This window comes from Nocardia carnea, assembly GCF_029868855.1.
In the GTDB taxonomy this organism is placed as follows: Bacteria; Actinomycetota; Actinomycetes; order Mycobacteriales; family Mycobacteriaceae; genus Nocardia; species Nocardia carnea_A.
Map to the genome: position 1 here is coordinate 1 of NZ_JARWOV010000186.1, position 26,834 is coordinate 26,834.

Annotated in this window: 25 protein-coding genes; 16 read left to right on the forward strand and 9 right to left on the reverse strand. The window is 69.3% G+C overall.

From position 1 onward, the window contains the following. Positions 1 to 369: 369 nt before the first annotated feature. Positions 370 to 1,476 (forward strand): lycopene cyclase family protein, encoded by a 1,107-nt coding sequence (locus QH195_RS16455; RefSeq protein ID WP_280436021.1) that lies wholly within the window; start codon positions 370 to 372, stop codon positions 1,474 to 1,476. Next, on the forward strand, positions 1,476 to 2,402 hold the full coding sequence (locus QH195_RS16460; RefSeq protein ID WP_280422896.1) for a Ku protein: 927 nt from the start codon (positions 1,476 to 1,478) through the stop codon (positions 2,400 to 2,402). Before QH195_RS16455 ends, QH195_RS16460 begins: the two co-directional genes overlap by 1 nt. 7 nt (positions 2,403 to 2,409) lie before the next feature. On the opposite strand, the gene QH195_RS16465 is transcribed toward QH195_RS16460, so the two are convergent. Beyond that, a complete protein-coding gene (locus QH195_RS16465) occupies positions 2,410 to 2,907 on the reverse strand; it encodes a GNAT family N-acetyltransferase (protein ID WP_280436022.1) in 498 nt (165 codons plus the stop codon). A gap of 175 nt (positions 2,908 to 3,082) precedes the next feature. Here QH195_RS16465 and QH195_RS16470 point away from each other — a divergent pair, with 175 nt between their 5' ends. Further along, a complete protein-coding gene (locus tag QH195_RS16470; protein WP_280422898.1) occupies positions 3,083 to 3,988 on the forward strand; it encodes a universal stress protein in 906 nt (301 codons plus the stop codon). 12 nt (positions 3,989 to 4,000) lie between these two features. Here QH195_RS16470 and QH195_RS16475 read toward each other — a convergent pair whose 3' ends face one another. Next, on the reverse strand, positions 4,001 to 4,912 hold the full coding sequence (locus QH195_RS16475) for a TIGR03564 family F420-dependent LLM class oxidoreductase (protein WP_280436023.1): 912 nt from the start codon (positions 4,910 to 4,912) through the stop codon (positions 4,001 to 4,003). 180 nt (positions 4,913 to 5,092) lie between these two features. Between QH195_RS16475 and QH195_RS16480 the strand changes: the two genes are divergently transcribed. The 8 genes from QH195_RS16480 (at position 5,093) to QH195_RS16515 (ending at position 11,432) form a co-directional block, all read left to right on the forward strand. Further along, positions 5,093 to 5,983 (forward strand): alpha/beta fold hydrolase, encoded by an 891-nt coding sequence (locus QH195_RS16480; RefSeq protein ID WP_280436024.1) that lies wholly within the window; start codon positions 5,093 to 5,095, stop codon positions 5,981 to 5,983. Positions 5,984 to 6,358: 375 nt separating this feature from the next. Further along, positions 6,359 to 7,252 (forward strand): alpha/beta fold hydrolase, encoded by an 894-nt coding sequence (locus tag QH195_RS16485; protein ID WP_280436025.1) that lies wholly within the window; start codon positions 6,359 to 6,361, stop codon positions 7,250 to 7,252. 175 nt (positions 7,253 to 7,427) lie between these two features. Then, a complete protein-coding gene (locus QH195_RS16490; protein WP_280436026.1) occupies positions 7,428 to 7,763 on the forward strand; it encodes a histone-like nucleoid-structuring protein Lsr2 in 336 nt (111 codons plus the stop codon). A gap of 239 nt (positions 7,764 to 8,002) precedes the next feature. Beyond that, positions 8,003 to 9,070: an alpha/beta hydrolase gene (locus QH195_RS16495; protein ID WP_280436027.1), complete on the forward strand. Its 1,068-nt coding sequence runs from the start codon at positions 8,003 to 8,005 to the stop codon at positions 9,068 to 9,070. Between the two features lie 95 nt (positions 9,071 to 9,165). Beyond that, the gene (locus QH195_RS16500) at positions 9,166 to 10,221 is read left to right on the forward strand and encodes a fused (3R)-hydroxyacyl-ACP dehydratase subunits HadA/HadB (protein WP_280436028.1); all 1,056 of its coding nucleotides are present in this window, start codon (positions 9,166 to 9,168) and stop codon (positions 10,219 to 10,221) included. 76 nt (positions 10,222 to 10,297) lie between these two features. Beyond that, complete coding sequence (locus QH195_RS16505) at positions 10,298 to 10,747, forward strand: SgcJ/EcaC family oxidoreductase (protein WP_280436029.1); 450 nt, start codon at positions 10,298 to 10,300, stop codon at positions 10,745 to 10,747. A 63-nt stretch (positions 10,748 to 10,810) separates the two neighbouring features. Further along, positions 10,811 to 11,113 carry a hypothetical protein gene (locus tag QH195_RS16510; protein WP_280436030.1) on the forward strand — a complete coding sequence of 101 codons (303 nt, stop codon included), beginning with the start codon at positions 10,811 to 10,813 and terminating at the stop codon, positions 11,111 to 11,113. Continuing rightward, a complete protein-coding gene (locus QH195_RS16515; RefSeq protein WP_280436031.1) occupies positions 11,103 to 11,432 on the forward strand; it encodes a hypothetical protein in 330 nt (109 codons plus the stop codon). The genes QH195_RS16510 and QH195_RS16515 overlap by 11 nt, the downstream gene beginning before the upstream one ends. 142 nt (positions 11,433 to 11,574) lie before the next feature. On the opposite strand, the gene QH195_RS16520 is transcribed toward QH195_RS16515, so the two are convergent. After that, positions 11,575 to 11,955, reverse strand: coding sequence for a hypothetical protein (locus tag QH195_RS16520; RefSeq protein ID WP_280436032.1), 381 nt, complete (start codon positions 11,953 to 11,955; stop codon positions 11,575 to 11,577). A gap of 171 nt (positions 11,956 to 12,126) precedes the next feature. On the opposite strand from QH195_RS16520, the gene QH195_RS16525 reads away from it, so the two are divergent. Then, positions 12,127 to 13,908, forward strand: coding sequence for a thiamine pyrophosphate-requiring protein (locus QH195_RS16525; RefSeq protein WP_280436033.1), 1,782 nt, complete (start codon positions 12,127 to 12,129; stop codon positions 13,906 to 13,908). 64 nt (positions 13,909 to 13,972) lie between these two features. Here QH195_RS16525 and QH195_RS16530 read toward each other — a convergent pair whose 3' ends face one another. Continuing rightward, the gene (locus QH195_RS16530) at positions 13,973 to 15,076 is read right to left on the reverse strand and encodes a hypothetical protein (RefSeq protein WP_280436034.1); all 1,104 of its coding nucleotides are present in this window, start codon (positions 15,074 to 15,076) and stop codon (positions 13,973 to 13,975) included. A gap of 227 nt (positions 15,077 to 15,303) precedes the next feature. Between QH195_RS16530 and QH195_RS16535 the strand changes: the two genes are divergently transcribed. After that, the gene (locus tag QH195_RS16535) at positions 15,304 to 16,143 is read left to right on the forward strand and encodes an SDR family oxidoreductase (protein WP_280422911.1); all 840 of its coding nucleotides are present in this window, start codon (positions 15,304 to 15,306) and stop codon (positions 16,141 to 16,143) included. Positions 16,144 to 16,255: 112 nt separating this feature from the next. Then, positions 16,256 to 17,617, forward strand: coding sequence for a cytochrome P450 (locus QH195_RS16540; protein WP_280436035.1), 1,362 nt, complete (start codon positions 16,256 to 16,258; stop codon positions 17,615 to 17,617). 240 nt (positions 17,618 to 17,857) lie between these two features. On the opposite strand, the gene QH195_RS16545 is transcribed toward QH195_RS16540, so the two are convergent. The 5 genes from QH195_RS16545 to QH195_RS16565 form a co-directional block, all read right to left on the reverse strand. Beyond that, the gene (locus QH195_RS16545) at positions 17,858 to 19,390 is read right to left on the reverse strand and encodes an FAD-dependent oxidoreductase (protein WP_280436036.1); all 1,533 of its coding nucleotides are present in this window, start codon (positions 19,388 to 19,390) and stop codon (positions 17,858 to 17,860) included. Positions 19,391 to 19,453: 63 nt separating this feature from the next. Next, positions 19,454 to 20,350, reverse strand: a complete 897-nt coding sequence (locus QH195_RS16550) for a glycosyltransferase family 2 protein (RefSeq protein ID WP_280436037.1) — start codon at positions 20,348 to 20,350, stop codon at positions 19,454 to 19,456. Between the two features lie 4 nt (positions 20,351 to 20,354). Next, positions 20,355 to 21,368: a glycosyltransferase family 2 protein gene (locus QH195_RS16555; protein ID WP_280436038.1), complete on the reverse strand. Its 1,014-nt coding sequence runs from the start codon at positions 21,366 to 21,368 to the stop codon at positions 20,355 to 20,357. After that, positions 21,365 to 22,252, reverse strand: a complete 888-nt coding sequence (locus tag QH195_RS16560) for a polysaccharide pyruvyl transferase family protein (RefSeq protein ID WP_280436039.1) — start codon at positions 22,250 to 22,252, stop codon at positions 21,365 to 21,367. The genes QH195_RS16555 and QH195_RS16560 overlap by 4 nt, the downstream gene beginning before the upstream one ends. A 787-nt stretch (positions 22,253 to 23,039) precedes the next feature. Next, positions 23,040 to 24,428, reverse strand: a complete 1,389-nt coding sequence (locus QH195_RS16565; RefSeq protein ID WP_280436040.1) for an aldehyde dehydrogenase family protein — start codon at positions 24,426 to 24,428, stop codon at positions 23,040 to 23,042. Between the two features lie 124 nt (positions 24,429 to 24,552). On the opposite strand from QH195_RS16565, the gene QH195_RS16570 reads away from it, so the two are divergent. Together QH195_RS16570 and QH195_RS16575 are read left to right on the forward strand one after the other, a co-directional pair. After that, positions 24,553 to 25,524, forward strand: a complete 972-nt coding sequence (locus QH195_RS16570; RefSeq protein ID WP_280436041.1) for a glycosyltransferase — start codon at positions 24,553 to 24,555, stop codon at positions 25,522 to 25,524. 44 nt (positions 25,525 to 25,568) lie between these two features. Further along, positions 25,569 to 26,789 (forward strand): glycosyltransferase, encoded by a 1,221-nt coding sequence (locus QH195_RS16575; protein ID WP_280422919.1) that lies wholly within the window; start codon positions 25,569 to 25,571, stop codon positions 26,787 to 26,789. Positions 26,790 to 26,834 lie beyond the last annotated feature (45 nt).

Consider the following 26,834-nt stretch of genomic DNA (forward strand, 5'->3'; position numbering starts at 1 on the left):
CCCCCCCCCCCCCCGCCCCCCCCCCCCCCCCCCCCCCCCCCCCCCCCCCCCCCCCCCCCCCCCCCCCCCCCCCCCCCCCCCCACCGGGGCGAGGGGCGGGCGGGCCCGCGTCGTCGTCGAACGACCCGTCGGATCCCGGACAACGCACCGACTGCTACTGATTGCGGCCGATCTACAACCGGACGCTGCGGCAGAATTCCTCACCACGACGGACGAACTGGTGACCGTGGGCGGAGATCGGCGATGGGATTCGTCATCGAAGAACGTCGATCGTCCCGGTCACAGCATCGTGAACGGCCGACCCCGGCAGAGACCTCGATCCGGCACCCCGCCGAGTCCGGGTCGCGCCGACCGTGTTTCCATCCTCCCGTGCACGCCGATATCGTGATCTGCGGTCTGGGCCCGGCCGGTCGGGCGCTCGCCCACCGGTGTCTGGCGAACGGTATGGCGGTTGTCGCGATCGATCCGAATCCACGGCGGCGCTGGCGAGCGACCTACGCCGCCTGGACCGACGAACTCCCGCCCTGGCTGGACAGTACCGCGATCGCGGCAACGGTCGCCCGGCCGCAGGCCCACGGCCGGCGCGCGCACGCTATCCCGCGGGCGTACACGGTACTGGATACCGCCCGGCTGCAGCACAGTCTCGACCTCGATGGGGCGACCGTGCTGACCGGGCGCGCCACCGCCCTCGGCCGGCACACCGTCACACTGGACACCGGTGAGATCTTGCGGGCCGGCCGCGTGATCGACGCACGCGGCCTGCGACGCGGGGCCGGCCGGGCCGAACAGACGGCCTACGGACTCGTGCTCGACGATCCCGGACAGAACGAACCTGCCCTGTTCATGGACTGGCGGTCCGACAACGGTGCCGACCCCGGCGCACCGCGGTCGTTCCTCTACACGATCCCGCTCGGCGGCGGCCGTGTCCTCTACGAGGAGACCTGCCTGGTGGGTACGCCACCGATCGAGCTCGGTGAACTCGCCGAGCGGTTGCGGTACAGGTTACGGGCTCGTGGTGTCCGAGTACGTGGGGACGAAACCGTCGAGCGGGTTCGCTTCGCCGTCGTGGGAGGCGCGCCGGGGGCGCGCCGATTCGGCGCCGCCGGCGGGTACCTGCACCCGGCCACCGGATACAGCGTCGGTTCGGCTCTGGCGGCGGTGGACGTTGTCGTGGCCGGTCACGCGGGAGCGTCGAATGCCGCGCGGGCCGTGTACCGGCTGCGCCGGGCCGGGCTGCGGGCCTTGCTCGCATTACCGCCGAGCGAACTTCCCGGTTTCTTCGATACGTTCTTCGACCTCGATATCGACCTGCAACGCGCGTATCTTTCCGGTCGCGACGATCTGCCCGGCACGCTCGCCGCGATGACCAGGTTGTTCGCGGCACTGCCCGGCCGTACCCGCGCGCGGCTCGCCGCGGCGACACTCCATCTTCCGGCTCTCTCGCACCCGGGGTCGGGTTCGGTCATCATGGAGTGATGCGGTCAATCTGGAAAGGCTCGATCGCGTTCGGGCTGGTCAACGTCCCGGTGAAGGTCTACACCGCCACCGAGGACCACGACATCCGGTTCCACCAGGTCCACGCCAAGGACGGGGGCCGGATCAAATACGACCGCGTCTGCACCGTCTGTGGGCAGTCGGTGAAATTCGCCGATATCGACAAACAATACGAATCGCCGGAAGGTGAGAAGGTCGTGCTCACCGACGACGATTTCGCGAAATTACCGGTGGCCGAGAAGCACGAGATCCCGGTTCTGCAATTCGTCCCGTCGGAGCAGATCGATCCGATCCTCTACGACAAGACCTACTATCTGGAGCCGGATTCGACCACCCCCAAGGCCTATGTGCTGCTGGCCGCCACGCTCGAGCGTATCGACCGCACCGCCCTGGTCCATTTCACGCTGCGGCAGAAGACCCGGCTGGCCGCGATGCGGGTGCGCGACGGAATGCTGGTGCTGCAGACGCTACTGTGGCCGGACGAGGTGCGCTCGGTCTCGTTCGAATCGCTGGAGGAGGCCAAAGCGCCCCGGCCGCAGGAAATCAAAATGGCCGAAACACTCGTCGAATCGATGTCCGACGATTTCGATCCTGATCAATACACCGACGAATATCAGGTCGAACTGCAGCGGATTCTGGAGGAGGCGATCGCCAGCGGTGACGGGAAGGTTCCCGAACGCGCCGAGGAACCGGCCGCGGAAGCCGATGCCGAGGTGGTCGATCTGGTCGCGGCGCTGCAGCGCAGCCTGGAGGCCAGCGGCGCCCGCGGTGAAGGAAAGTCCGGCGCCCGCGGTAGCGGAAAATCCGGCGGTACGAAATCCACCGGCGAGAAGAGCTCCGGCACCGCGAAGGCCCGCAAGACGACCCCACGCAAAACCGCGCAGAAGCGAACCCGTAAAGGCGCGTGAGCCCCGGTCACAGGGCTTGGATGAACCAGTCCAGGCAGCCCTCGGGGCCGATACTGCTGCGGTGGTAGTGGAATCCGAGCTGATGGGAAAGCGCGATCTCCGATTTGTTGTCCCTATCGATCCGCAGCACCGCTTCATCCGCCAGATCGTTACCGGCCAGATATCGGCAGGCCAGAACGACCGTACGGCCGGGCACTCCGCGGTCGCGCCACGGCGCGTGGATTCCGTAACTGATATCGGCCTGCCGTTTCGCCAGGAATTCCGGTTCCAGTGTCACATCCAGCGTCCCGGCCAGCGCATGCGACGAAACTTCTACCACGGCAAACGTTTTGCGAGGCCCGTCGGCTGCCCACTCCGCGGCGCACCGTTCGAATTCGGCCACCGTATTCGGTGTGCCGGGCCCGGCCGTCCGGCGCGCCGACTCCCGATCCTGGGCGGCCAAGTGGGCCGCGGCGTCGGCGACCTCGATCGGCCGTAGCCCGATCACCCCATCCGATATCAGCACGTGATCATGATCTGCATATTTCACGGCATTCGACAAGCCCCATGGACGGCGAGCCGCCGACGAGAATTCCGGGCCGCGCCGGAAAGACCGGCGGGCAACAATTCCGCGACACGCAATCGTGCAGACACGCCCGCAGTGCAGGGCCGGTGTGGTTTGCCGGGTGGATACTCGGCCTATGACCGATAACCCGGAGGATCCGCATCGGCTCGTATCCGCTGCCGTGGTGGTGGGCGTGGACGGAACTCCCGCCGCCCATTCGGCCATCCGCTGGGGCGCCACGGTGGCTGCCCGGCGAGGGCGGCGGCTCGTCCTGGCCTACGGGATGAATTCCACCCCGGCCAAAACCTGGCTGGTCGCCTATCAGCCGATGGTCGACGAGGCCGTGCAAACCCTGCGCACGCACGGCGAACAGGCATTGACCACCGGCGTGCAGGTTGCCCGCGAGGCGTCGCCGGGCCTCGCGCCCGACACTCTGCTCTCCGAGCACAGTCCCGCCAAGATGCTGATCGAATTGTCCAAATCCGCCCATATGGTCGTCCTCGGGTCACGCCGCGGTGGCGCCATCGCGCATCTGGGATCGACCATTCTGGCGGTCGCGGCGCACGGGCAGGGCACCATCGTCGCGGTCCGCGAGGACGCCGAGGACATCACGAGCGGCCCGGTGGTGGTCGGGATCGACGGCAGCCCGGTCAGCGATACCGCCGTCGCTGCCGCCTTCGCCGAGGCCTCCGAACGCGGAACCGAACTGGTCGCCGTGCACACCTGGAGCGATCTCACCTTCACCGAATTCGCCAGTACCGGGTTCATCGAGATACCGGCCGAAGACCTGCAGACCGCCGAACAGGCCGTACTCGCCGAGCGGCTGGCCGGATGGCAGCAGCGTTACCCGGAGGTCACCGTCCGGCGCGAGGTCTATCCCTCGACCCCGGCGCTGCATCTGCGCGAATGGTCCGAACGCGCCCAACTGGTCGTGGTGGGCAGCCGCGGCCGGGGCGGATTCCGTGGGTTGCTGCTCGGCTCGACCAGTCAGTCGCTGATCCAGCGGGCCGCCTGCCCGGTCATGATCACCCGGCCGGCCTGACCCGCCGCCCGCTCAGCCGAGCAGGCCGGCCAGTAGCGCCCGCGTACGCTGCGCCGCCGCGCCACCCGCGAAGACCGAGGCGACGAATTCGGTGGCGCCGGCGTCGAATACCTCCCGCACCCGGGCCTCGACCTGATCCTCGGTGCCGATGATCGCGAGGTCCGCGGGGCCGGCCGCGCCCTCGCGGTCCATCATCGCCCGGTAGGACGGCAGTGTGCCGTAGGTGGCGAACGTCCGCGCCGCCCGTTCGCGCGCGGCGTCGGCGTCGTCGGTCACCAGCACCGGCAGCGCGCACACGATACGGGCCGGTGGCCGGCCGGCATCAGCGGCGGCCGCGGTGATGGTCGGGGCGATATGTTCCCGGATCGTGGCCGGCCCGGTCATCCACAGCACGGTCCCGTCGGCGCGGCGCCCGGCCAGTTGCAGCATCCGGGTGCCCATGGCCGCCAGCAGAACCGGAATCCGGCCTTCGTCCGGGATCCCGAGTTCCAGATTCCCGGTCAGGGTTTCCCCGGTGTACGACACCGGCTGCCGCTGCAGCAGGGGGCCGAGAATCGAGAGGTACTCGCGCATATGGCGGGCGGGGCGCTCGAATCCGTACCCGAACATGTTCTCGATGACCACGCGATGGGACAGCCCGATTCCCAGGGTCAGCCGGTCCGGGCCCACCGCCAGCGCAGTCGTGCGGACCTGCTGGGCGAGCGCGCCCGGATGCCGCGGATAGGTCGGCACCACGGCCGTGCCGAGCTCGATATCCGGTATCCGACTACCTGCCACCGCCAGCGCGGTGAGCGCGTCGACGCCGAAGATATGCGACATCCAGGCCGATACGAAGCCTTCGTCGGCGGTCCGGCGCAGGTCATCGGTGAGCGCGCGCAGGGCGTCGCTCCCGGATCGTTCACTGAGCAGAATGCCGATCCGCACGGCGGGCCTCCTGGACGGCTCGTAGGGTATGGACCTCGAGGGGTTGCCGCCCCGACCCTAATGGACGGGGCGCGGTACGGCCCCGCGACGGACCGCGCGTGGCCGCAGCTGTTGCCGCGGTGACGCCGACGCGCCCGGGACCTGCTCGACCCGGGGACCGCGGCGGGGCATGCTGTGAGCATGGACGAGTTTGCGAGCTGGCGGTCGAACGGGCAGCGTTTCACCCATCGCGGACACCAGATCTTCTGGCGGCCCGGCGGGACCGGTTCCGCCGGAACACTGTTGTGCCTGCACGGTTTTCCCACCGCGTCCTGGGACTGGCATCGGATCTGGCCGGATCTGTGCGAACAATTCGCCCGCGTCCTGGCCCCGGACCTGATCGGATTCGGCTGGTCGGCCAAACCGCAGCACTACGACTACACGATCGCCGATCAGGCCGATCTGTGTGAACAGCTCCTGCGCGAACAGGGCGTCGACCGGTTCCACATCCTGGCCCACGACTACGGCGATACCGTCGCCCAGGAACTGCTGGCCCGCGATGCCGAACGCCGGGCCGGCAGCGATACCTCGCTGATCATCGAATCGGTCTGCCTGCTCAACGGCGGGCTCTTCCCGGAGGCCCACCGGCCGCGGCCCATCCAGCGCCTGCTGGCCGGACCAGTCGGCCCGCTGGTCGGCCGGTTCGGCACCGAGGGCACCTTCGCGCACAGCCTGGCCGCGGTTTTCGGTCCGGACAGCAAACCCGATGCCGACGAAATGCATCGTTTCTGGCTGCTGTGGTGCAGTAAGCACGGGAAACGCAACGGACACAAACTGATGGGCTATATGGCCGAACGGCGGACGCACCGGCAGCGCTGGGTGGGTGCGCTCGTCCGGCCGCAGGTACCGGTCCGGTTGATCGACGGCCTACGCGATCCGGTGTCCGGGGAGCGGATGGTGCGCCGCTATCGCCGTCTCGTCGACGAACCCGATGTGGTGGAACTGCCCGCTGTCGGCCACTACCCGCAACTGGAATCGCCGCAGGAGACGCTGCGCGCGTTTCACGAGTTCCACACGACCCGCGTCGGATAAGCGGGCTCGCCGGTCCACGTACGGACCGGGAGCGACCGAGCGCATCGCGAAGGTTCGGCGGTTTACCCCGCCGATTACCGGAAACATGACCGGTCGGCGCTCCGGGATTCGGTGCGCGGCATTCCCGGCACGGAGCCGTGTGAGGTACCGCCGGGATAATTCCGGCGGTACCTCACGCAGTTCGCGCGGTTCCGACCGGCCTCGCAAGAAACAACTTTCGCTGCCGCGGCCACGACCTCCGCGGGCCACAGCGCGACGAGGACCCGGTGTGTACCGCGCGGTGATACGGTACGGCCGGGTGCCGGGGTGGCGCCCGGGCTCCGCACCGGAGCCGCTCCCGGGGGCTCGGGGGAATTACCGACGAGGGGACGCCGCATGCTCGACCGCGAAGCCGTAACCGGGCCGGATCAGCACGGGCACGTCCAAGGGGTGTCGGAATGGGTGACCACCCGGGATGGGCGCCGGTTGCACACCATGGTCCTACCGGGTCCGCAGAACAACACGGCCCCGGTGGTCGTCTTCGAAGCGGGCGCGGCGGCCACCCGTTCCTCGTGGGGGCTGGTGCAACCGGAGGTCGGCCGGTTCGCTCGCGCCGTCGTCTACGACCGCGCGGGCCTGGGCCGTAGCCCTGCCGACCCGGCGGGCCGGAGCCTGGACCGGATGGCCGATGATCTGGTGGATGTGCTCGATCATTTCGGGCCCGGGCCGTTCGTGCTGGCCGGCCACAGCGCCGGCGGTGTGATCGCCCGGCTCGCCGCCGCCCGGCGGCTCGACCGCACGGCCGGGCTCGTGCTCGTCGATCCCACCGACGAGGCCGCGGATATGTTGTTCGGGCCCGCCTTCCGGCGGATGGAGCGCGTGGCGATCACGGTGAACGGGTGCCTCGCGCGGCTGGGCCTGCTGCGCCGGATGTTCGGCCGGCTGCTCGACGCGATGCCGGCGGATGTCCGTGCCGATATGGAGCGCGAGGCGTTCATCCCGGAGGTCATCCGTACGCAGGCGGTACAGGCCCGCACCTTTCTCGACGATCTCGCGGCCTGGCGTGAGGCACCTCCGGCTGCCGGCGATATCCCGGTCACCGTCATATCGGGCGCACGCGCGGGCGACGGGATGAACGCACGGGTCCGAGCGGCAGCCAATGCCGCGCACGCGCACCGCGCCGCCGTCACCGGCGGGCGCCATGTCCTGGCGCACAATTCGAGCCACTATCCCCCGATCACCGACCCCGGCGTCGTGGTCGAGGAGATTCGGCTCATCGCCGCGCCGTGAAGGCCGCGCGGCGGCAACCGGCACGGGATCGTCGCCGCAGGCTCCCCGGCCGACCGGATTCGATTCGCCGCCGCGGCGCAACGCCTGCCACCGGCCGCGACCGCCGCCGGTTCCGGTGCGCCGTAAGGATATCGCTACGATTGCCGGGACAATATGCCCACTTTCGGAGGACTGCATGGCGCGCAAGGTCATCGTTGAGCTGGTCGACGATTACGACGGAACTTCCCGGGCGGAGGAGACCGTCACCCTGGCTCTGGACGGTGTCACCTACGAGATAGATCTCTCGGCACGCAACGCCGGGAAACTGCGCGACATCGTCGGGGGGTGGGCTGCGCACGCGCGCCGGGTCGGCGGCCGGGTCACGAAGAGCAAACGTCCCGCCCAGGCCGCGACCGACACCCGGCAGACCCAGGCCATCCGCGAATGGGCCCGCGCGAACGGTATGGAGGTCTCGAACCGCGGCCGGATCTCCGCCGAGGTGATCGAGGCCTACAAAAAAGCGCACAAGTAGCCGGGGCGGGATTCCGGCGGCCATTCCGGCCGGCCGGAACCGGTCATAGGCGCACCGTCCCGGTGGCGTGACACATCACAAAAAGGTAACAGGACGCTCTCCGGAAGCGACACAGCAACCGGTATGCCGATGCCGTGGCAGGGCCACGCGTTGTTCGGCACCGGTCGGGAAGCGTACGGACGGCGGAAGCCGGCCGTACGCACGATGTGCTCACACCGGACGAAAGGCCCTGTTCTCTCATGCGATTGTCCCCGGCGACCCCCGCCCTCCGCAGCCGCCGCAGATTCTGGCTGGCCACCGCCGCGCTCGCCGTGATTATCCAGGCAATATCGCTGGTCAGCGGTGGCGCCCCCACCGCGCGGGCGGCCTTCGACCCCGCGGGTACGGATTTCTGGGTCGACTCCGCGATGGGCCCGATCAAATCCCGCGTGTTCCGTGCTGCCGACGGCAATACCTCCCGAGTGGTGTACGCGCTCGACGGTATGCGCGCCCGTGAGGACCTCAGCGGCTGGGAGATCGATACCGATATCGCCCGGGAGTTCACCAAATGGAATATCAATGTGGTGATGCCGGTCGGCGGACAGTCCAGCTTCTACACCGATTGGAACGCCCCCAGTACCTTCCTCGGCGTGCCGCCGGGAACCGGATCCGGGAACGGATCGTCGTCGGGTTCGGCGTCGGGCTCCGGCGGGTTGCAGGTCATGGCCGAGGGTCCCGGTAAGTCCTACACCTATAAGTGGGAGACCTTCCTGACCCGCGATCTACCCGCCGCATTGCGCGACCGGCTGGGTTTCGCGAGCCATCGCAACGGTGTCTTCGGCCTGTCGATGGGCGGTAGCGCCGCACTCACCCTCGCCGCGCACTACCCCGGCCAGTTCAGCTTCGCCGGTTCCTACTCCGGTTACCTGAACATTTCCGCGCCCGGTATGCGGGAGGCGATCCGGCTGGCGATGGTCGACGCCGGCGGTTACAACGTGGATTCGATGGCCGCCCCGTGGGATCCGAAGTGGCTGCATATCGACCCGTTCGTCGCCGCACCCGGTCTGGTCGCCAACAACACGCGACTATGGGTTTCGGCAGCCAGCGGGCTGCCCACCGCGACCGACGGCCCGAGTATCGGCACCGTCAACGGGATGGGCCTGGAAGCACTGGCGCTGGTGAACACCCGGGCATTCCAGGTACGGATGGCGACGCTGGGCGCGCAGAACGTGCACTACGACTTCCCCGCCCACGGGATCCACGCCTGGAACAACTGGGCCGATCAGGCGCTGCGGATGCTGCCGGACCTCTCGGCGCATATCGGGTAGCGGCCGTGGCGGGCACCCGGACGGCGACCAGCCTCGCGCCGGGTGCAAGGCACTTGCTCAGCATTGTTGTCATCGACTCGGTAAGGTTTGCACTCATGGGGCATGAGGATGTAATCGACTCCGCGGGCAGCACTTTCATCGCCGGCGAACTCCCGGTAGGAATGCGTTACCGCGCCCGCGACCATTACGTGGTCGGCCGGGAGAAGATCCGTGAGTTCGCCCGCGCCGTCCAGGATCACCATCCGGTGCACTGGTCCGAGGGCGCCGGGATCGATTACGGATACGACGGCCTGATCGCCCCGCCGACGTTCTTCTCCGTGCCCGGATTCCTGGCGCAGACCGAGATGTTCGAATCCGTCATGACCGGCTACGACCTGAGCCAGGTCATGCAGACCGACCAGGTGATCCGCTATCACCGGCCGATTCGGCCCGGCGACGCCCTGTCCTTCGAGGTCCATCTGGAATCGATGCGCCACGCGTTCGGTGGCGACCTCATGTCGTTCGAAACCGTGGTCACCGATCAGGACGGCGTGCTGGTTCTGGTTTCCCGGACCGATGTGGTGGGGCGTAGCGGTGTGGGCCCGGATCTCGGCGAGCTGGGCGCCGGTGTGCTCATGCACGGCTTCCGGCCTGGTGCCGGTCGGCCCGCCCCTGCCCCGCGGGCCGGTTCGCCCACCCGGACGGACGGTCCGCGGCCCGCGCTGCCCGGTACCGAGCCGACGGCCGGGCCGTATGTCCGCGATTTCGATACCGTCCGGGCCGGCGACGAGCTACCTGCCCGGACAGTGCGGTTCACGATCGGGGATCTAGTGAACTACGCCGGGGTATCCGGGGATCCCAATCCCATCCATTGGAGCGCCGAGGTCGCCGATCGCGTGGACCTGGAGTCGCCGGTGGCACACGGGATGCTGACCATCGGTACCGCCGCCGGTTTCGTCACCTCCTGGCTCGGCGACCCGGGTGCGCTCCGGGAGTACGCGGTCCGGCTGACCAGTCCGGTTTTCGTCACGCGGGAGGGGGCCGAAATCGAGTTCACCGGCCGGGTGAAGGCGACCGATCCGGCCACTCGGACCGCGACGATCGCGCTGACGGCCCGGTATCAGGGCCGCCGGGTTTTCGGGCGGGCGACGGCTGTCGTCCAGTTGCGCTGACCCGACCGAGCGTGTGCCGGTTGCCACAAACCGCCGTGCTTGACCACAACCTTTATTGAGGTTCCAAGCTGTTGACATGAGCGCAACAGCAGACGAACGCCCCACGGTCGAGGACAGCACGGTCGACCACACCGCCGATGTCGCCGCGATCCGGCAGTTGGTCACCGATGTCGAAACCGGCTACAACACCAACGACGCGCAACTGATGGTCAGCGGTTTCACCGCCAACGCCGCCGCGGGTAACGCGGTGGGCACGATAATCTCCGGATACGACGCCCTCCTGGACAGTGCCCGCCGCGGCCTCGCCGGTTTCCTGGCCGATGAATACGTCCGCTATGCGGTCACCGATATCGTCTTCCTCCGCCCGGATATCGCGATCGCCCACAAGGCCGCCCGCGCAGTCACCGCGGACGGCGAACCCATCGACCGCGATCCCGCGATGGTCGCGCTGTATGTCCTGGTCCGGGAGAACGGACGCTGGTGGGTCGCGGCGCGGCAGAACACCTTGGTGCCCGCCCCCGAATGACCGTATTCACCGGGACCGGCTCGTACCCGCGCGGGTAATACCGGGGTATTATCGTGATTGTCCGTGGATCACGGGCAATACGAATGGTGGGTCGGAGCGTACGACCTGCTCCACCGCAGCGGGATCGAGCCCTGGGAAGTATTGGAGGTGCTGTATTCGCCGCGGCGGTGGCCCCGGGCGGCGACGAGCCGCGAGGGACTACCCACCGCGACCGTCTGGGGTCGTACCGACGACGGTCGCGCCCTGATCGTGCTGCTGCGGTGGCTGCGCACCGATGCCAGCTGGCAGATCCTGCTGGCGAGCGCGATGCGGCCCCACCAGCTCGCCGAATACACCGCATGGGAGGCGACCCGAGATGATCGATGACGAACCCGACCCCGGCTACCCGCGGACTCCCGAGGCGGCCGAGGATTTCCTGAACACCCTCACCTACGACGACACCGCCGCCCTGCCGCCGCTACCGCCGACGACGGACCGTATCGAACAAGGCATGGTCGCCACCTCGTTCAAATGGACCCCGGACATGCGCGACCGGGTCCGGCGCAAGGCCGCCGAACACGGTGTGACGCCGTCCATCCTGATCCGCCAGTACATCGAAATGGGGCTGCTGGCCGAGCAATCCGAACGGATGATCCCGCTGGCGGACGCGGTACGCGCGCTCACCAGCCTGCCGCATTCGGCCTGATCCCGCCGAGGCTGCGTCAGCTCGCCGGAGCCGTCCACTCCGCGGGGCGCCGGCTCCGGACCGAGAGTTCGCGGCGGTGCGCTCAGGGCAGGTGCGGCACCGAGACCGGTCCGACCGCCGCGAGCGGAGCGGCACACCTTGGTCACGGCGCGGGCGGGGCTCCGGTCTGCGTACAGAACGGATGGCACGATCCCGGTGTCGGAGTCACCCGTGCGGGTTCGTCGCCGAAGTCCGCCGAACTCACCAGCACCATCACCACCAGCGCCCCACCGATGACGAGCCCGAAGATCAAGAGCGTGGGCCACAGCCAGGTCCGCATCGGCCGCTCCCGGACCACCGCCACGCGCGGTGCCATGGGGTCGGCCGGGTCCACCGGACTCACCGGGTCCCCCGCGTGCACCGGATCCACCGAACTCACCGGGTCGGCGGGGGTCATCGGGTCGACCGGATTCAACGGGTCGACCGGATTCAACGGATCGAGCGACCGCGCGGTATCGCGTTCGGGGCCACCGTGTTCGTTCATGCACAACCACCTCCAGGGGTTCTCCGGCACCGGTTACCCGAATACGGCCGCCGTTCACGTGCGCAGGTGATCCGGCCTACGGCGGCAGATCATGTCTCCGCTTGGTTGAACCGGCGTCGAGCGGGTAGGCCGCCCGCGACGCCGCGCCATCCACCAGAACCAGGAGGACACATGTCGCTGCAGGTGGGCGATTACGTACTGCAACGTCTCCGCGAATGGGGAGTCGACCAGGTCTTCGGTTATCCGGGCGACGGGATCAACGGTCTTGTGGCCGCCTTCGGCCGTGCCGACAACCGGCCCCGGTTCGTACAGGCGCGCCACGAGGAGATGTCGGCCTTCCAGGCAACCGGTTTCGCCAAGTTCAGCGGGAAGGTCGGGGTGTGCACCGCGACCTCGGGTCCCGGCGCCATCCACCTGCTCAACGGCCTCTACGACGCCAAACTCGATCATGTCCCGGTGGTGGCGATCGTCGGCCAGACCGCCCGCAGCGCGATGGGTGGTAGTTACCAGCAGGAAGTCGACCTGCAATCGCTGTTCAAGGATGTCGCCTCGGACTATCTCGTCGAGGTGAATGTCGCGAGCCAGCTGCCCAACGCGCTGGATCGTGCCTTCCGTACCGCGATGGCCCGCCGCGCGCCGACCGTCGTGATTCTGCCCGCCGACCTGCAGGAAGAGCCGTATCGGCCGCCGGAGCACGCGTTCAAACAGGTCCCTTCGAGCCCGCCCAGCAGCCAGCACAGCACCCTCACTCCGCCGGCGGCCGACCTCGAGCGGGCGGCCGAGGTGCTCGCCCAGGGCTCGCGGGTCGCGATGCTCATCGGGCAGGGTGCGCGCGCCGCGGCCGCGGAGGTGCTGGAGGTCGCCGAGCTCACCGGTGCGGGGATCGCCAAGGCGTTACTTGGCAAGGATGTCCTCTCCGACGAGCTGCCGTTCGTCACCGGGTCCATCGGACTGCTCGGTACCCGGCCCAGCTATGAGCTGATGCGGGACTGCGACACCCTGCTCATCGTCGGCTCCAATTTCCCCTACAGCCAGTTCCTGCCGGATTTCGATCAGGCCCGTGCGGTGCAGATCGATATCGACGGCGCGCTCATCGGGATGCGCTACCCCACCGAGGTGAATCTGGTGGGGGATGCGAAAGCCACTCTGCGGCAGTTGATCCCCTTGCTCGGGCGCAAGACGGATCGCTCGTGGCGGGACACCGTCGAGAAGAATGTCGCCCGCTGGTGGGAGACGGTCGCCCAGCAGGCGGCGGTGGAGGCGAAGCCGATCAACCCGATGCGGGTGGTCACCGAACTGTCCGAGCGGATTCCCGAGAACGCGGTCGTCACCGCCGATTCCGGCTCCTCCACCAACTGGTACGCCCGCTGCCTGCGCTTCCGCGGAGATATGCGTGGTTCGCTGTCGGGCACGCTGGCCACCATGGGGCCGGGTGTGCCGTATGCGATCGGCGCGAAATTCGCCCATCCCGACCGGCCGGTGATCGCCCTGGTCGGCGACGGTGCCATGCAGATGAACGGGCTCGGTGAGCTCATGACCATCGCGCGCTACCAGCACCTGTGGGAAGATCGGCGGCTTATCGTCTGTGTTTTCCACAACAACGATCTCAACCAGGTCACCTGGGAGCTGCGCGCCATGGGCGGGGCGCCGAAATTCGAGGAATCCCAGAATCTTCCCGATGTCCCCTACGCCGATCTCGCACACGAGATGGGTCTGGAGGGGATCGCCATCGACCATCCCGCCGATATCGGGGATATGTGGGACCGGGCATTGGCCACCGACAGTCCCACGGTGCTCGATGTGCGCTGTGATCCCGATGTGCCGCCGATCCCGCCGCACGCCTCCTACGAACAGATCAAGGATCTGGGGAAATCCTTACTGCGCGGCGACCCGGACGCCTTCCGTCTCATGGTGCAGGGCGCCAAGACCAAAGCCCAGGAACTCCGGATCTGAACCACTCGGTTCCCAAATCCTGCTCGTGACAGGCGGCGCCCATCACCGGATACCGCGCCGCCGTTCACGAGCCCTCCTGGTCACGCTGCCGATCGACCCAGCTGCGGCGCTCCCGGTCGCGGTAGCCGTAGGTGGCCTTACGGACGGTGAGATCGTCCTCCAGCCCCGACCCGACCGCGCCGGCCACGGTCCCCAGCGCGCTCGCCATCGCGGCAATGGTGAGATAGTCGCGTACCCCGACCGGCCCGCCGAGCACGGTCTCCAGATAAGCGGGCGGGATGACGAGAGTTACTGCCGCGCAGGTGATGACGAAGAGCACCGAGTAGAAGACCAGCGCGCCGATGGCCACCGTGACCGCTGTCCCGGTATTACGCAGCCGGAGCTCGCGGACCGGAATCGAGGCCTGGACATTCTGCCGTTCCCACAGGCTGTGGCCCACCACGATCCACACCGCCAGCGCGGTGACCGCCACGAGCACCACTCCGGTGAGCCGGAACCCGCCCAGTGCGGTCGCCAACTGCCAGATACTCGAGTAGAGCACGCCGAACGCGGTCCCGGCCAGTGATCCGGCCAGGGCCGAGGACAGTCCGACGAACAAACGCCACGGCCGGTTCGCGCGCACCATCCCGGCGAGCAGACCGGCGGACCGGAGCGGACCGCCCCGCTCCACGAGCACCGACCCCGCGCCGTCGTCCACGATCCGCACGCTCCGGAAAGGCGCCTGGTCCGCTGCCTTGTGCCCGGGATGCGTAGCTTCCGCGTCGTCGCGTAATGCCGCAACTATCCCGGCCGCCAGTGCCCGGAGCCGGGACCGCAGACGCAGGCCGCCGAGTGCGGGTAACGGAATCAGCGCGACCCGGTGCCGCAGATCCAGAGACGCCAGCACGACCCGGCCGTCACTGCGCAGCGGCAGGTCGGTCAGGCACAGGGCGAGATCCCAGGAGGTGTCGCGGACATGGCGGGCGGCCTTGTCGATCACGTACTCGACATCCGGATACATCGCCTCGAAGGGGTCGTCGAAAACCTCCACACGCCATTCGATTCCGTGGTCCTCCCCGGCCAGTGCCGCCGGCAGGGATTGCGCCAGATCTCGGGCCAAACGCGCGGGTAGGTCGGGATCCGCCACCACCCCGATGACCACTGTCCCGGGGCCCGAACTTCCTGTCACCACATCCTCCTGCTCCAGGGGGCTCGACGGCTCCGAAGTGGGCCGTGCCTCGAAGGAGGCGCTTCCCGATCAGGCCGAGCCCAAACCCGCGGCTCGGGCGCAGCGGCACACCGTGCGACCGGCCGGATCACGCCGGCCGGTTTCGATCACTACAGCGCGGCAATCCGGTGCTCGACCACTCCGGCATCGATACGGCGGGACTCGTTCGCCGCGGAAGGAGCACAGCAATGGGGTTCCCGGAACAGCAGCAAGAGGTACCCGGTGTCCAGTCGCGAATGACACCGATTCCGGATTGCGGCGAGCAGAGTTACCGCGGCAGCGGGAAGCTGACCGGTAAAACAGCCGTGATCACCGGCGGAGACAGCGGAATCGGCCGCGCCGTGGCCATCGCCTTCGCCCGCGAGGGCGCCGATGTCCTGATCTCCTACCTCGACGAACACGACGACGCCGGCGAAGTGGGCGCGCTGGTCGAGGAGGCGGGCCGCCGGGCGGTGCTGGTGCCCGGCGATCTGTCCGATCCGGCGCATTGCCGGACGGTGATCGACCGCGCGGTGGAGGCATTCGGCCGGGTCGACGTGCTGGTCAGCAATGCGGCCTATCAGATGACGCACAACACCCTCGAGGAGATCAGCGACGAGGAATTCGACTACACCTTCAAAACGAATGTCCACGCCTACTTCCACCTGGTGAAGGCTGTCCTGCCGCATATGCCCGCCGGCGGTTCGATCATCGGCAGTTCCTCGGTGAACTCCGATACCCCCTCCCCCACTCTGGCGCCCTACGCCGCCACCAAGGCCGCCATCGCCAACTTCTCCGCCAGCCTGGCGCAAATGCTCGGCGACAAGGGGATCCGGGTGAACAGCGTCGCGCCCGGGCCGATCTGGACCCCGTTGATCCCGTCCACCATGCCGAACGAAAAGGTCAGCGCGTTCGGCGACGATACTCCCCTCGGCCGGGCCGGACGCCCCGCCGAACTGGCGCCTGTCTACGTGATGCTCGCCTCCGACGACGGCAGCTATGTTTCCGGCGCGCGGGTGGCGGTGACCGGCGGCAGGCCGATTCTGTAAGACGGCCGCGCCACCGAGCCCGGATCGGGCTCTGTCCGCTGTTTCGCCGCGAGCGGTCCGGGTACGCGGACCGCGTCGGCGGGCGGCGCCGGCGACGGCGGAAGGAGACGGGATGGCCGATGTGCACGCGCACCGACTCACCGGGCTCCGGGCGGCCACCACGCTGGTGGACCTCGGTTTCCCGGCGATCAGCGCCGGGGTGATCGCGCGCCGCCGGCCCGTACTGGGCGTGCTGGAGCGGATCCAGGCCGACGAACGCGCGGCGCGGCGATGGGACAAACTGCGCGCCGAGTTCGGCCGCGGACCGGTCGAACTGGTCGTGCCCGGCCGGCGGGTGATCGTGATACTCGACCCCGAGGACGTGGGCCGGGTACTGGCCGGGGCGCCGGAACCGTTCGATCCGGCCAACCGGGAGAAACGGGCCGCGCTCGGGCAGTTCCAGCCGCACGGCGTGCTGGTATCGCAGGGACCGATCCGCGAACGGCGACGAGCCGTGAACGAAGCGGCGCTCGATACCGGTGTACCCCTGCACCATCTGGCCGAGCCGTTCGCGGCGAAGGTCGCCGGCGAAGCCCAGGACCTGCTCCAACAGGCCGGCCGGCGCGGCGTTGTGGGGGCAGCGGATGTCACGGCCGCGTGGTGGCGGCTGGTGCGCCGGGTTGTGCTGGGTGAGCGGGCCCGCACCGATGATGCCATCACCGATGAGCTGTGGCGGTTGCGTGGCGCGGCTAACGGGGCTTTCGGGGCGCCACCCTTGCGGAGAAGGCGAGACCGCTTCCTCTCCCGGTTGTACGACTATGTCGAGAACGCCGAACCCGGCAGTCTGGCCGGCGCCCTGGCCGATACCCCCGCGGGCGGGGCGATCGACCCGGTGGGGCAGATGCCGCAGTGGCTGTTCGCCTTCGACGCGGCGGGGATCGCGTTGTCGCGGGCACTGGCCCTGCTCACCGAGCATCCGGATCAGCGCGCTCGCGCCCGGGCCGACGCCGAGGATCCGGACCAGGTGCGGCTGCGGCCCTATCTGCGGGCGTGTGTTCTCGAATCGATCCGGTTGTGGCCCACCACCCCGGTGATCCTGCGCGACACCACCGAGTGGACCACGTGGCGTACGGGTTCAGAACAGTTCGCGCTCGAGCCCGGCGCGGCGCTGCTCATCCTGGTCCCGGCGTTCCACCGCGACCGCCGGTCGCTGCCGTTCGCCGACAGCTTCACGCCGGATATATGGCTCGATGGCCGCGCGGAACAGTATCCGCAGCTGGTGCCCTTCAGCGCCGGTCCGGCCGAATGCCCCGGACGGAATCTGGTCCTGTTCGTCACCAGCGCGCTGCTCGCGCACCTGCTGTCCGGACCCGAACTCCGGTTGTGCTCCCACCATCTCGCACCGGGTACGCCGCTACCGGCCACCCTGAACAATTACGGGCTGGAGTTCGCGGTCCAACCGGCGGGGTTACGGAGTGTAGCGCCACCACGCTGAGCTGGTTCCCCGGAATCGCTGTCATCATGTGACCGCCTCCGGCGGTGCGGGTCCGGCTCCGCACCGCCTTCTCGGTACGGAGCCGACGACAGGGGCCGTACCTCGGTGCCACGTGGGGACGTGGTTGTCGAGCTCGCAATCGTGACCCCACGCGCCGGCCGTTACGGTCAGTGCCGGTCGAGGATTCTCAGGCCCCGGGCCTGCATGTCGGCGCCGAGTTGTGGCGACGGAATACGGCGATCAGTCCTCGTCCGGATCGATCGGGTCCAGTGCGGTCGTCGCCGGGCCTTCCAGGACGTTGCCGTCGATATCGAAACGCGATCCGTGGCAGGGACAGTCCCAGCTGGTTTCGGCGTCGTTGAACGCGACCACACAGCCGAGGTGGGTGCAGACCGCCGAGACGGCGTGCAACCGGCCGTCGTGGTCCCGGTACACCGCGCTGCGCCGGCCGGACCGGCGCATCACCGCCCCGCTGCCCGGGGCGAGATCGGCGGCGGAATCGACGTATGCGCTCGGAGCGAGACGGTCACCGATCAGATGACGGCCCACCTCGAGACCGGATTTCAGCAGGGTGCCGGTCTCGACGCGAGGGTGCAGCCGGCGGGGGTCGTAGATTCCGGCCCACGGCAGCGGCTCTCCGGCCAGTTCGGCGGCGAGCAGCCGGCCGCCCATGATCCCGTGCGTCATCCCCCAGCCGCCGAATCCCGTGCTCACGTAGACGTGGCGAGTTCCGGGATGGAAGCGGCCGATATAGGGAAGGCCGTCGGTGGTGGTGTTGTCCTGTGCGCCCCAGTGGAAGTCCAGAGAGTCCACCGGGAAATGCGTCTGCGCCCAGCCGGCCAGGCGCTCGACGGCCGCCGCGGTCGATCCCACGCCCGGCCGCATATGTTCCCCGGTGACGATGAGCAGCCTGCGACCGTCACCGTACGGGGCGGTGCGGACGGAGCGGGTGTTCTCCTCGGGCGTGATGTACATCCCGTGCGGATCCGCGTCGGTGGCCAGCGGACCGGCGACCGCCAGTTCCCGCCGGGGCTGCAATCGCGTGAAATGCAGTGCCCGGTCGAATATCGGATAGTGCGTCGCCACCACCACATCGCGGGCACGCACCGTGGCACCGTGCTCGGTGGTCAAGCGGCAAGGGTCGCCCTCGTCCAGTCCGACCACCCGCGTCCGCTCGTAGATCGTTCCCCCGGCGCGGACAAGGTTCTCGGCCAGGCCGAGCAGGTATCGCCGCGGATGGAACTGGACCTGATCGTCCACCCGGATCGCCGCGGCCACCGGAAACGGGAGCCCGGTCTCGGTCACCAGCGATGCCGGCAGCCCGGCCTCGGCCGCCGCCGCGACCTCCGCCCGAATGGTCGCGGCTTCGTCCGCGGAGGTGACGTAGGTGTAGGCCGGTGCCCGTTCCAGTTCGCAGTCGATACCCAGATCGGCGGCCGTACGCACCAGATGTTCCACGGCGTTCTGCTGGGAACGGGCGTACAGGCGGGCGGTGCCGGCATCGAACGACGACCGCAACGAGTCGTACACCAGTGTGTGCTGAGCGCTGACCTTCGCGGTGGTGTAGCCGGTCGTTCCGCTGACGATACGGTCGGCCTCGAGCACGGTGACCGACCGGCCGGTGCTCGCGATCTCCCAGGCGCAGCAGAGTCCCGCGATACCGCCGCCGATCACGGCCACATCGGTGTCGAGATCCTCGGTGACCCGCGGGTACGCGGTCGGCCCGGTCGAGTGCATCCAGTAGGACTCGGCCATTCCGGTGGGTGCGTTCATGGGGCGCGGATACCCCGGCCCCGCACTTCGACACTTCGCGGAACCGGACCGGGCGGGAGCGGTTCAGCCCACGTAACGCCGGGCCGGTGAACGCGCCTGGGAGTCCTCCAGCAACAGGAGACCCGCCTCCACCTCGGCCGGTACCACTTCGCGTTCACGCAACACCCACGGCAAGCCGCGGACGGCCGCCAGGACGGCGCGGACGGTCGCCGCGTCGGCCGGTGCGGAACGCAGCACCGCCGCGGTCCGGCGGGCCGCGCTGCGCACCGGCCGGCGTAACCACAGAGTCCACAGGGTGTTCCGGATCCCGAGACCGCGCCGCCCGGTCGAATCCCGGAGCACCGACGGCGCGTGGTGGATCACCATGTCCTCGATCCAGCACATCCACCAGCCGTGCGCTGCCAGATCCAGTGCCAGCAATTCCTCCTCGCCGCCGAACCACAGCCGCCGGGAGAACCCGCCGACCTCGCGGAACGCACTCACCCGGAACGCGGACAGGGCGGCCATCACGCCGAGCAATGCCGGACCCGGCAACCAATCGGGGCCGGGGACGGGTGAATCGCGCAGTTCCGGCGTGATCGGATCCTCGCGTAGGTCGGGAGCGACCAGGCAGCGCCCGGTCACCGAACCGAGACCGGGGTACCGGTCGAGCAGATCGGCGGCACGGGTGAGGGCACCCGGCTGCCATTGGGTGTCGTCGTCGCAGAACGCGACATACGGTGTGCGTACACGCTCGACCGCGAGATTACGGGCGAGCGCACCCAGGTTCTCGCGCGCCCGGATCACCTGCACCGACGGGAAGGCCGCGGATACCGCGTCGGCTGTTCCGTCGGTGGATGCGTTGTCCACGAGGATGATCGGCGCCGCGTCGGGCAGGGTGGTCATCTCGGCGAGCGTTTCCAGCAGTTGCTCCCGGCGGTCGCGGGTCATGATCACCACCGTGATGCGGTCGGTGCCCATCCGGTCACTTCCTTTCCTCGGCGAGTTCCAGCATTCCCGCACCCCGCTCGACTTCCGGCGGCAACCGGCACCGCTGCGCCAGCGCCCACGGCAGCCGGCCCAGGACCCCCGCCGCCACCGGAACCGTCCGCGGGTCCCGTACCGCGCGGCCGAGCAGGCCTGCCGTTTCCGCCGCGCACTTCCGCAGCGGGCGGCGCATCCAGGTGATCAGCGCGTTGTTGCGCTGTTCGGCGCGCCTGCGCCACCCCGGCGGCGGACGCTGCGCCGAAGGATGGTGGTGAGCGCGGATATCGGCTACGTAGCAGAGTTGCCAGCCGGCGGCCGCCAGGTCGAGCGCCAGCAGTTTTTCCTCGGCGCCGAAATGCAGCAGCGGGCTGAACCCGCCGGCCCGCAGGTATGCCTCCCGGCGCACGATCGCCGCGCAGGCGAGGAACCCGAGAACCGAGGGCCCCGGCAGGTCGGCGGTCTGTCCCAGCGGGCTGGTCGCCATCAGTTCGTTGACCGGATCGTCCCGGTTTCCGGCACCGACCAGTGTGCGTCCCGCGACGAGACCGAGTCGCGGACAGGCGTCGAACAGTCGTTCCGCGCGGGTCAATGCGTCACCGGCCCACCACGAGTCGTCGTCGCTGAACGCGACATACGGTGTGCGAGCCCGTTCGACGCCGAGATTGCGGGCCGCGGCCCCGAGATTGCGTGGCAACCGGATCACCGTGACCCCGTCGAAGGTTCCGGCCACGGCGGCGGTGTCGTCTTCGGACGCGTTGTCCAGCACAAGGATCTCCGGGCGCGGCCGCAGCGCGCGCAACTCGGTCAGGGTACGCGCGAGTTCAGGAGCGCGGTTGCGGGTCGCGATCACCACCGTGGTGCGCGCTCCCCCGCCGTCGGCGTTCGTTGCCGCCGCCGGCCCCCGGCCCGCCGACGCTGCTCCGTTACCGGACGAAGTATTCACCGCGCCGCCGGTCGGGTGCCGCGGTGCGTGGCGGGTCGCGGCCTTCGCCGTATCGTCGGCCGGGCTCATGCGGAACGTCCCGGGAGTAGTTCGTCGAGGAGCGCGGCCGCCAGGGAATCGGCGGCCGGGAAATCGTTGCGCCGGGCGTGTTCGCGGCCCGCGGTCGACAGACACCACCGCCACCACCGGTCGACCACATCGGCGTCGAGCGCCTGTTCGGCCGGAATCAGTGCAGGCCAGCCCAGAGCAGCCGCCTGCGCGGTCACCTTTCCCCCGCCCGCGACCGGGTCCACCGCCAGAACGGGCACGCCTGCGCGCACAGCGAATACGAGACCGTGGAGCCGGGTGGTGACCACCGCGTCTAGTCGCGCGAAAACCGAGGCGAGCTGATCGGGGGTGCGGCACTGGCGCCAATCGTCGCCGGCGAGCCGGGTGTCCAGCGGTAACCGGGCGCAGTCCAGGCCGCCCAGCCAGCGCTCCAACGCCTCGTGCACCGAATCGTGCCGTCGCGCCGAGCCGTATTCCGCCTGTCCCGGGGCGAAGACCACGCCGATCACCGGAACGGTGCCGGTGATCGCCGATACCGATATATCCGGGCGGGCGGTACCCGGATCGTCGCGCGCCAGCACCCGGTGGAATCCGGTGACCGCCGCGTCGGCGGGGTCGAGTACCGATACGCCGACGGCGATGCGGCGGCAGCTCGCATATCGTTCGTGCAGGGTGCGCACCTGTTCGCCGTGCGCCGGTCCGCAGACGAAGACGAGATGCGAGTAGCGGCCGGAGTCGGCGTCGTCGAGATGCAGCGCATCGGGCCGGAACCCGGGACTCCACGCGGTCTCGTACGGAATCCCGGCCCCGGCCAAGGTCTCGCCGACGCGGCGCATGCTCAGCACATCACCGGCCGTCGCTTCCCCGTGCACAAAGCTGGACCATCCGGTCACCAGTACGCGCATGGTGCGCGCTTACCCGGTTCGCCGCGCGCCAATCGACCGAGACGCCCGGCATCCCCTCTCGACGACACCGGGCGGCATTCTCCAGGCACGCCACCGTTGGTCGGCGCCATTCGGCCCGGCCACGGCAACCCGTCCGCACCGACTGCCGCGCACCGCGCCGGACGGGAGGCGCTGGGTGGATCGGGCAGCCCGCTCTCCGATGTCGAACCTGCCGGTGTGCTGTCCACCCCGACGCTGACGACGCGGCGCCACCGCCGGGGGCCACCGGACAGGTGTTCGCGCTCGGGCCGCGAGCACACCGCGCGACGGCGCACAGGTTCCTGCTACCTGCCGGAGATCGCCCGCAGCCGCGGCCACCGCTGCCGTGACACGCGGGGTACCGACGCCGGCACAGCCGGCCAGAGGATGGGACCACCCGATAGGCGTCGGCGACGAGCTCGGCGATCTCCGCCCAATCCACCGGAACTGAACCCGATGTTGAAGCTGCCGAGGTCCGGTCGCACTCGAGCGCCCGGATCCCGGCGAACGACTCGCCTGCCTGCCCTGTTGCCCCGGGATATCTCTGCACACCGGCGCATCGGGTGTCCGAACGCGGCTCGGTAACCGGGCCGCGGTGCGCCCCATCTGGCCGACGGGCATCACCCCATCCGGTTCGGTGCCGGCCATGCGAGACAACCCGCGTGTCACCGAGTGTGTGGCGCATCAGCTGGACAAGGTCCGTTCGAGCGGGGCACTGGGATACCGGCGAGGCACAGCAGGCCGGCATGGCGGCCGCGCAGCCGACCGATTACCGCGGTGGCGGTTGCAGATGCACCACCTTGGTCCGGGTCATCTCGTCGAGTAGTTCGGGGCCGTAGCCGTATCCGCTGCCGCTGGCGCCACGAGGGTGGGCGGCGCCGCCGGGTGCGCCCCCGAATACCGCGTTGATCTTCACCGTGCCGACCGGCAGCTGCCGCCAGGCGGTTTGGGCATTCGCCATCGAGGAGGTGAGCACGGTCGCGGCGAGCCCGTAGTCGTCGCCGGCGGCTTCGGCGAGGCCCTGCTCGAACGTCGGGACGACCCGCACGGGTGCGACCGGGCCGAAAGTCTCCTCACGCATGATCCGCATCGCCGGGGTGCAGCCGGCCAGAACGGTCGCCGGGTAATGGGCGCCGGGGCCGTCCGGCACGGTCCCGCCCGTCAACGGTTCCGCGCCGTCGGTCACCGCTTCGCGCACCTGGGTGTGTACCTGTTCGCGATGGCGGCGGTCGACCAGCGGGGCCGTGGTCCGGGTGCGGGCAGCGGTGGCCAAAGCCGCCAGGAAGGGTTCGGCGATCGCTTCGTGAACGAATATCCGCTCCACGGCGACACAGATCTGCCCGGAGTTGGCGAAGGCGCCGAGTGCGGCCTGTTCCGCGGCCCATTCCGGGTCGACATCGGCGTCGACGACGAGCGCATCGTTACCGCCGTTCTCCAGCAGCACGTGTGCGCCGGTCGTGGCCGCGCTGCGGGCGATCGACCGCCCCGCGGCGGAACTTCCGACATGGGCGACGAGATCGATATCGCGATGTGCGGCCAGCGCCGCACCGACGGTGCCGTCGCCCTGCAGTGTCTGCAGTACTCCGTCCGGCAGCATGTTCGCGAGCAGTTCGCCCAGGAGGGCGCCGGTGTGCGGGGCGCGTTCACTCGGCTTGTACAGCACCGTGTTCCCGGTGACCAGAGCCGCGCCGAGCAGGCCACAGGACACCGCGACGGGATCGTTCCACGGTGTCAGCGCGACCACTACGCCGCGCGGTTCCCACACCATCAGGTCGGTGGCGTCGATATCGCCCTGCAGGCTTCTGCCCCGGTGTACCGGGCCGAGTTCGGCGTACTGCTCCAGCGTCGCCGCACCGGCCGCAATGCCCTCGGCGCCCTCGGTCCGTGGGCGTCCGGTTTCGGATTCGGCGAGCGCGGCGATCTCGTCGGCGCACGCCCGGAGCCGGGCGGCTCCCGCGCGTACCGCCGCGGCGCGTTCGGTCGCCGGGGTGCGTGCCCAGTGTGATTGCGCATGACGGGCGGCAGCGACCCGCTGGTCCACTTCCGCGATTCCGGTCATGGGTATCGTGCCGACGGCGCCGCCGGTGGCCGGGTCGAGGATCTCGATGTCGGTTACCGGGTACCGGATGGGTTCTGTGACAGTGCTCGGTCCGCTCATGCTCCCCGGCTTTGCCTGGAACAGCCGATTCAAACACCGGTGTCCGGCCACCGCGGAACAGACCCGCATCTTCCGCTCGACAGCGGCATGTTTGAACCGGCGGGAACCGGCAAGAGCTACCGACATGGTCGAGACGAGGCAGCTCAGGGTTCTGCTCTGGCACGTCCACGGCTCGTGGACCACATCGTTCGTCCAGGGTCGGCACCGGTATCTCCTCCCGGTCCTGGACGGTGGCGGACCGTGGGGCCGGGGCCGGTGCGGCCGCGACTGGCCGGCCGCCGAAGAGGTACCCGCGGACGCAGTGCGCGCGGCCGAGCCAGACGTGGTCGTGTTGCAGCGGCCGGAGGAAATCGAACTGACCGAACGCTGGCTGGGCCGCCGCCCCGGCACCGATATCCCGGCCATCTATGTCGAGCACAACGCTCCCCGCGACGGCGCGGCCACCAGCCGGCATCCGCTGGCCGAACGCACCGATATCCCGCTCGTGCACGTCACCCATTTCAACGATCTGATGTGGGACAGCGGGCGGGCACCGACCCGCGTGGTGCCGCACGGCATCGTGGACCCCGGGGCGCTGTACACCGGGGAGTTACCGCACGGGGTCGCGCTGATCAACGAGGCGGTGCGCCGCGCCCGGGTCACGGGTAGCGATCTGCTGGCCGATTTCGCCCGCGCGGGGCCGATCGATCTGTACGGGATCGGCGCCGGCGAGTTCACCCCGGCCGGACCCACCGCGCATACGGTACGCGGGATCGGCGATTTCGCCCAGGCCGAGCTGCATGCCGAGATGGCGCGCCGCCGGGTCTACCTGCACACCGCGCGGTGGACTTCCCTGGGCCTGTCGCTGCTGGAAGCCATGCACCTGGGTATGCCGGTGGTCGCCCTCGCCACCACCGAGGCGGTCGCCACCGTACCGCCGGAGGCCGGTGCGGTCTCCACCGATATCGCGGCACTCACCGCGAAATTCCACGAATTCCTGCACGAACCGGATCTGGCGGTCCTGGCGGGTAAGTCGGGCCGGCAGTTCGCTCTGGAGCACTACGGGCTCGGCGCCTTTCTGCGCCGGTGGGATGTCCTGCTCGCCGAAGTCACCTAGCCGAACATATCGAGGCCTCGAGCCGGGTCGGAAAGGGCGTAACGATGAAGATCGCGATGGTATCCGAACACGCCAGCCCCCTCGCCGCACTGGGCGGTGTCGACGCCGGTGGACAGAACGTCCATGTCGCCGAACTCGCCGCGGGCCTTTCCCGGCGCGGATACGAGGTGACCGTCTACACCCGTCACGAACAGCCCGATGCGCCGCGCACCGTGACCACCGAACAGGGCTACCGGGTGACCCGGGTACCGGCCGGTCCGCCGCGGCCGCTGCCGAAGGATGAACTCCTCCCCTATATGGAGGAATTCGGCGCGTATCTGCGCGCCGAATGGCAACGCCGGCCACCCGATGTCGCGCACGCGCATTTCTGGATGTCCGGTCTCGCCACGCTGGCCGCCAGCCGCCCCCTCGGTATCCCGATGCTGCAGACATTCCACGCACTCGGGGTGGTGAAGCGCCGCTACCAGGGGCCGAAGGACACCAGCCCGCCCGGACGGGTGGATCTCGAACGGCGGATCGCCGAACAGGCCGACCGGGTCATCGCGACCTGCACCGACGAGGTGTTCGAACTGGCCCGCCTGGGCCTGCCGCGTACCCGGACCTCGGTGATCCCGTGTGGTGTCGATCTCGAGCGGTTCACACCGGAAGGTCCGCGCGCACCGCGGTCGGGGCGGCATCGAATCGTCAGTGTGGGCCGGCTGGTGCCGCGGAAGGGTTTCGATATCGCGATCACCGCGCTCACCGGGCTGCACGATACCGAGCTGCTGCTCGTCGGCGGGCCGGACGACGGCAATCTCGCCGAGGATCCGGAGGCGGTCCGGCTGCTGGCGCTGGCGGCGGAACTCGGTGTCCGCGACCGGGTGCGGCTGGTCGGTCAGGTGCCGCGCCAGGAGATGGCCCCGCTGCTGCGTTCGGCGGATGTGGCCGTCTGCACCCCGTGGTACGAACCGTTCGGCATCACCCCGCTCGAGGCCATGGCCTGCGGGGTGCCTGTGGTGGCGGCGGCGGTCGGCGGCCTGACCGATACGGTTGTCGACGGTGTCACCGGCACGCTGGTCACCCCGCAGGCGCCCGACGAACTGGCCGACGCGGTCCGCGAATTGCTGGATTCGCCGTCGACCCGGCAGCGGTTCGGCCGGGCCGGGCGGGATCGTGTCCGCACGCGCTATTCCTGGGATCGGATCACCGTGGAGACCTTGCGGGCATACCACCGGGTGGCCGCCGCGACCGCCGCCGCCGGAACAGACCGGGAACAGGCCCAATGACAACCCGCATGCACCCGTGACGAGTCAGGGCAGAGGCCGGGACCC

Bases quoted from the DNA above. Each gene is read 5' to 3' on its own strand.
- QH195_RS16550 (WP_280436037.1), bottom strand. From the start codon at position 20,350: ATGGGCACCGACCGCATCACGGTGGTGATCATGACCCGCGACCGCCGG.
- QH195_RS16570 (WP_280436041.1), top strand. From the start codon at position 24,553: ATGGTCGAGACGAGGCAGCTCAGGGTTCTGCTCTGGCACGTCCACGGC.
- QH195_RS16495 (WP_280436027.1), top strand. From the start codon at position 8,003: ATGCGATTGTCCCCGGCGACCCCCGCCCTCCGCAGCCGCCGCAGATTC.
- QH195_RS16515 (WP_280436031.1), top strand. From the start codon at position 11,103: ATGATCGATGACGAACCCGACCCCGGCTACCCGCGGACTCCCGAGGCG.
- QH195_RS16540 (WP_280436035.1), top strand. From the start codon at position 16,256: ATGGCCGATGTGCACGCGCACCGACTCACCGGGCTCCGGGCGGCCACC.
- QH195_RS16555 (WP_280436038.1), bottom strand. From the start codon at position 21,368: ATGAGCCCGGCCGACGATACGGCGAAGGCCGCGACCCGCCACGCACCG.
- QH195_RS16545 (WP_280436036.1), bottom strand. From the start codon at position 19,390: ATGAACGCACCCACCGGAATGGCCGAGTCCTACTGGATGCACTCGACC.
- QH195_RS16535 (WP_280422911.1), top strand. From the start codon at position 15,304: ATGGGGTTCCCGGAACAGCAGCAAGAGGTACCCGGTGTCCAGTCGCGA.
- QH195_RS16500 (WP_280436028.1), top strand. From the start codon at position 9,166: ATGGGGCATGAGGATGTAATCGACTCCGCGGGCAGCACTTTCATCGCC.
- QH195_RS16565 (WP_280436040.1), bottom strand. From the start codon at position 24,428: ATGAGCGGACCGAGCACTGTCACAGAACCCATCCGGTACCCGGTAACC.
- QH195_RS16490 (WP_280436026.1), top strand. From the start codon at position 7,428: ATGGCGCGCAAGGTCATCGTTGAGCTGGTCGACGATTACGACGGAACT.
- QH195_RS16575 (WP_280422919.1), top strand. From the start codon at position 25,569: ATGAAGATCGCGATGGTATCCGAACACGCCAGCCCCCTCGCCGCACTG.
- QH195_RS16460 (WP_280422896.1), top strand. From the start codon at position 1,476: ATGCGGTCAATCTGGAAAGGCTCGATCGCGTTCGGGCTGGTCAACGTC.
- QH195_RS16560 (WP_280436039.1), bottom strand. From the start codon at position 22,252: ATGCGCGTACTGGTGACCGGATGGTCCAGCTTTGTGCACGGGGAAGCG.
- QH195_RS16505 (WP_280436029.1), top strand. From the start codon at position 10,298: ATGAGCGCAACAGCAGACGAACGCCCCACGGTCGAGGACAGCACGGTC.
- QH195_RS16480 (WP_280436024.1), top strand. From the start codon at position 5,093: ATGGACGAGTTTGCGAGCTGGCGGTCGAACGGGCAGCGTTTCACCCAT.
- QH195_RS16470 (WP_280422898.1), top strand. From the start codon at position 3,083: ATGACCGATAACCCGGAGGATCCGCATCGGCTCGTATCCGCTGCCGTG.
- QH195_RS16485 (WP_280436025.1), top strand. From the start codon at position 6,359: ATGCTCGACCGCGAAGCCGTAACCGGGCCGGATCAGCACGGGCACGTC.
- QH195_RS16520 (WP_280436032.1), bottom strand. From the start codon at position 11,955: ATGAACGAACACGGTGGCCCCGAACGCGATACCGCGCGGTCGCTCGAT.
- QH195_RS16525 (WP_280436033.1), top strand. From the start codon at position 12,127: ATGTCGCTGCAGGTGGGCGATTACGTACTGCAACGTCTCCGCGAATGG.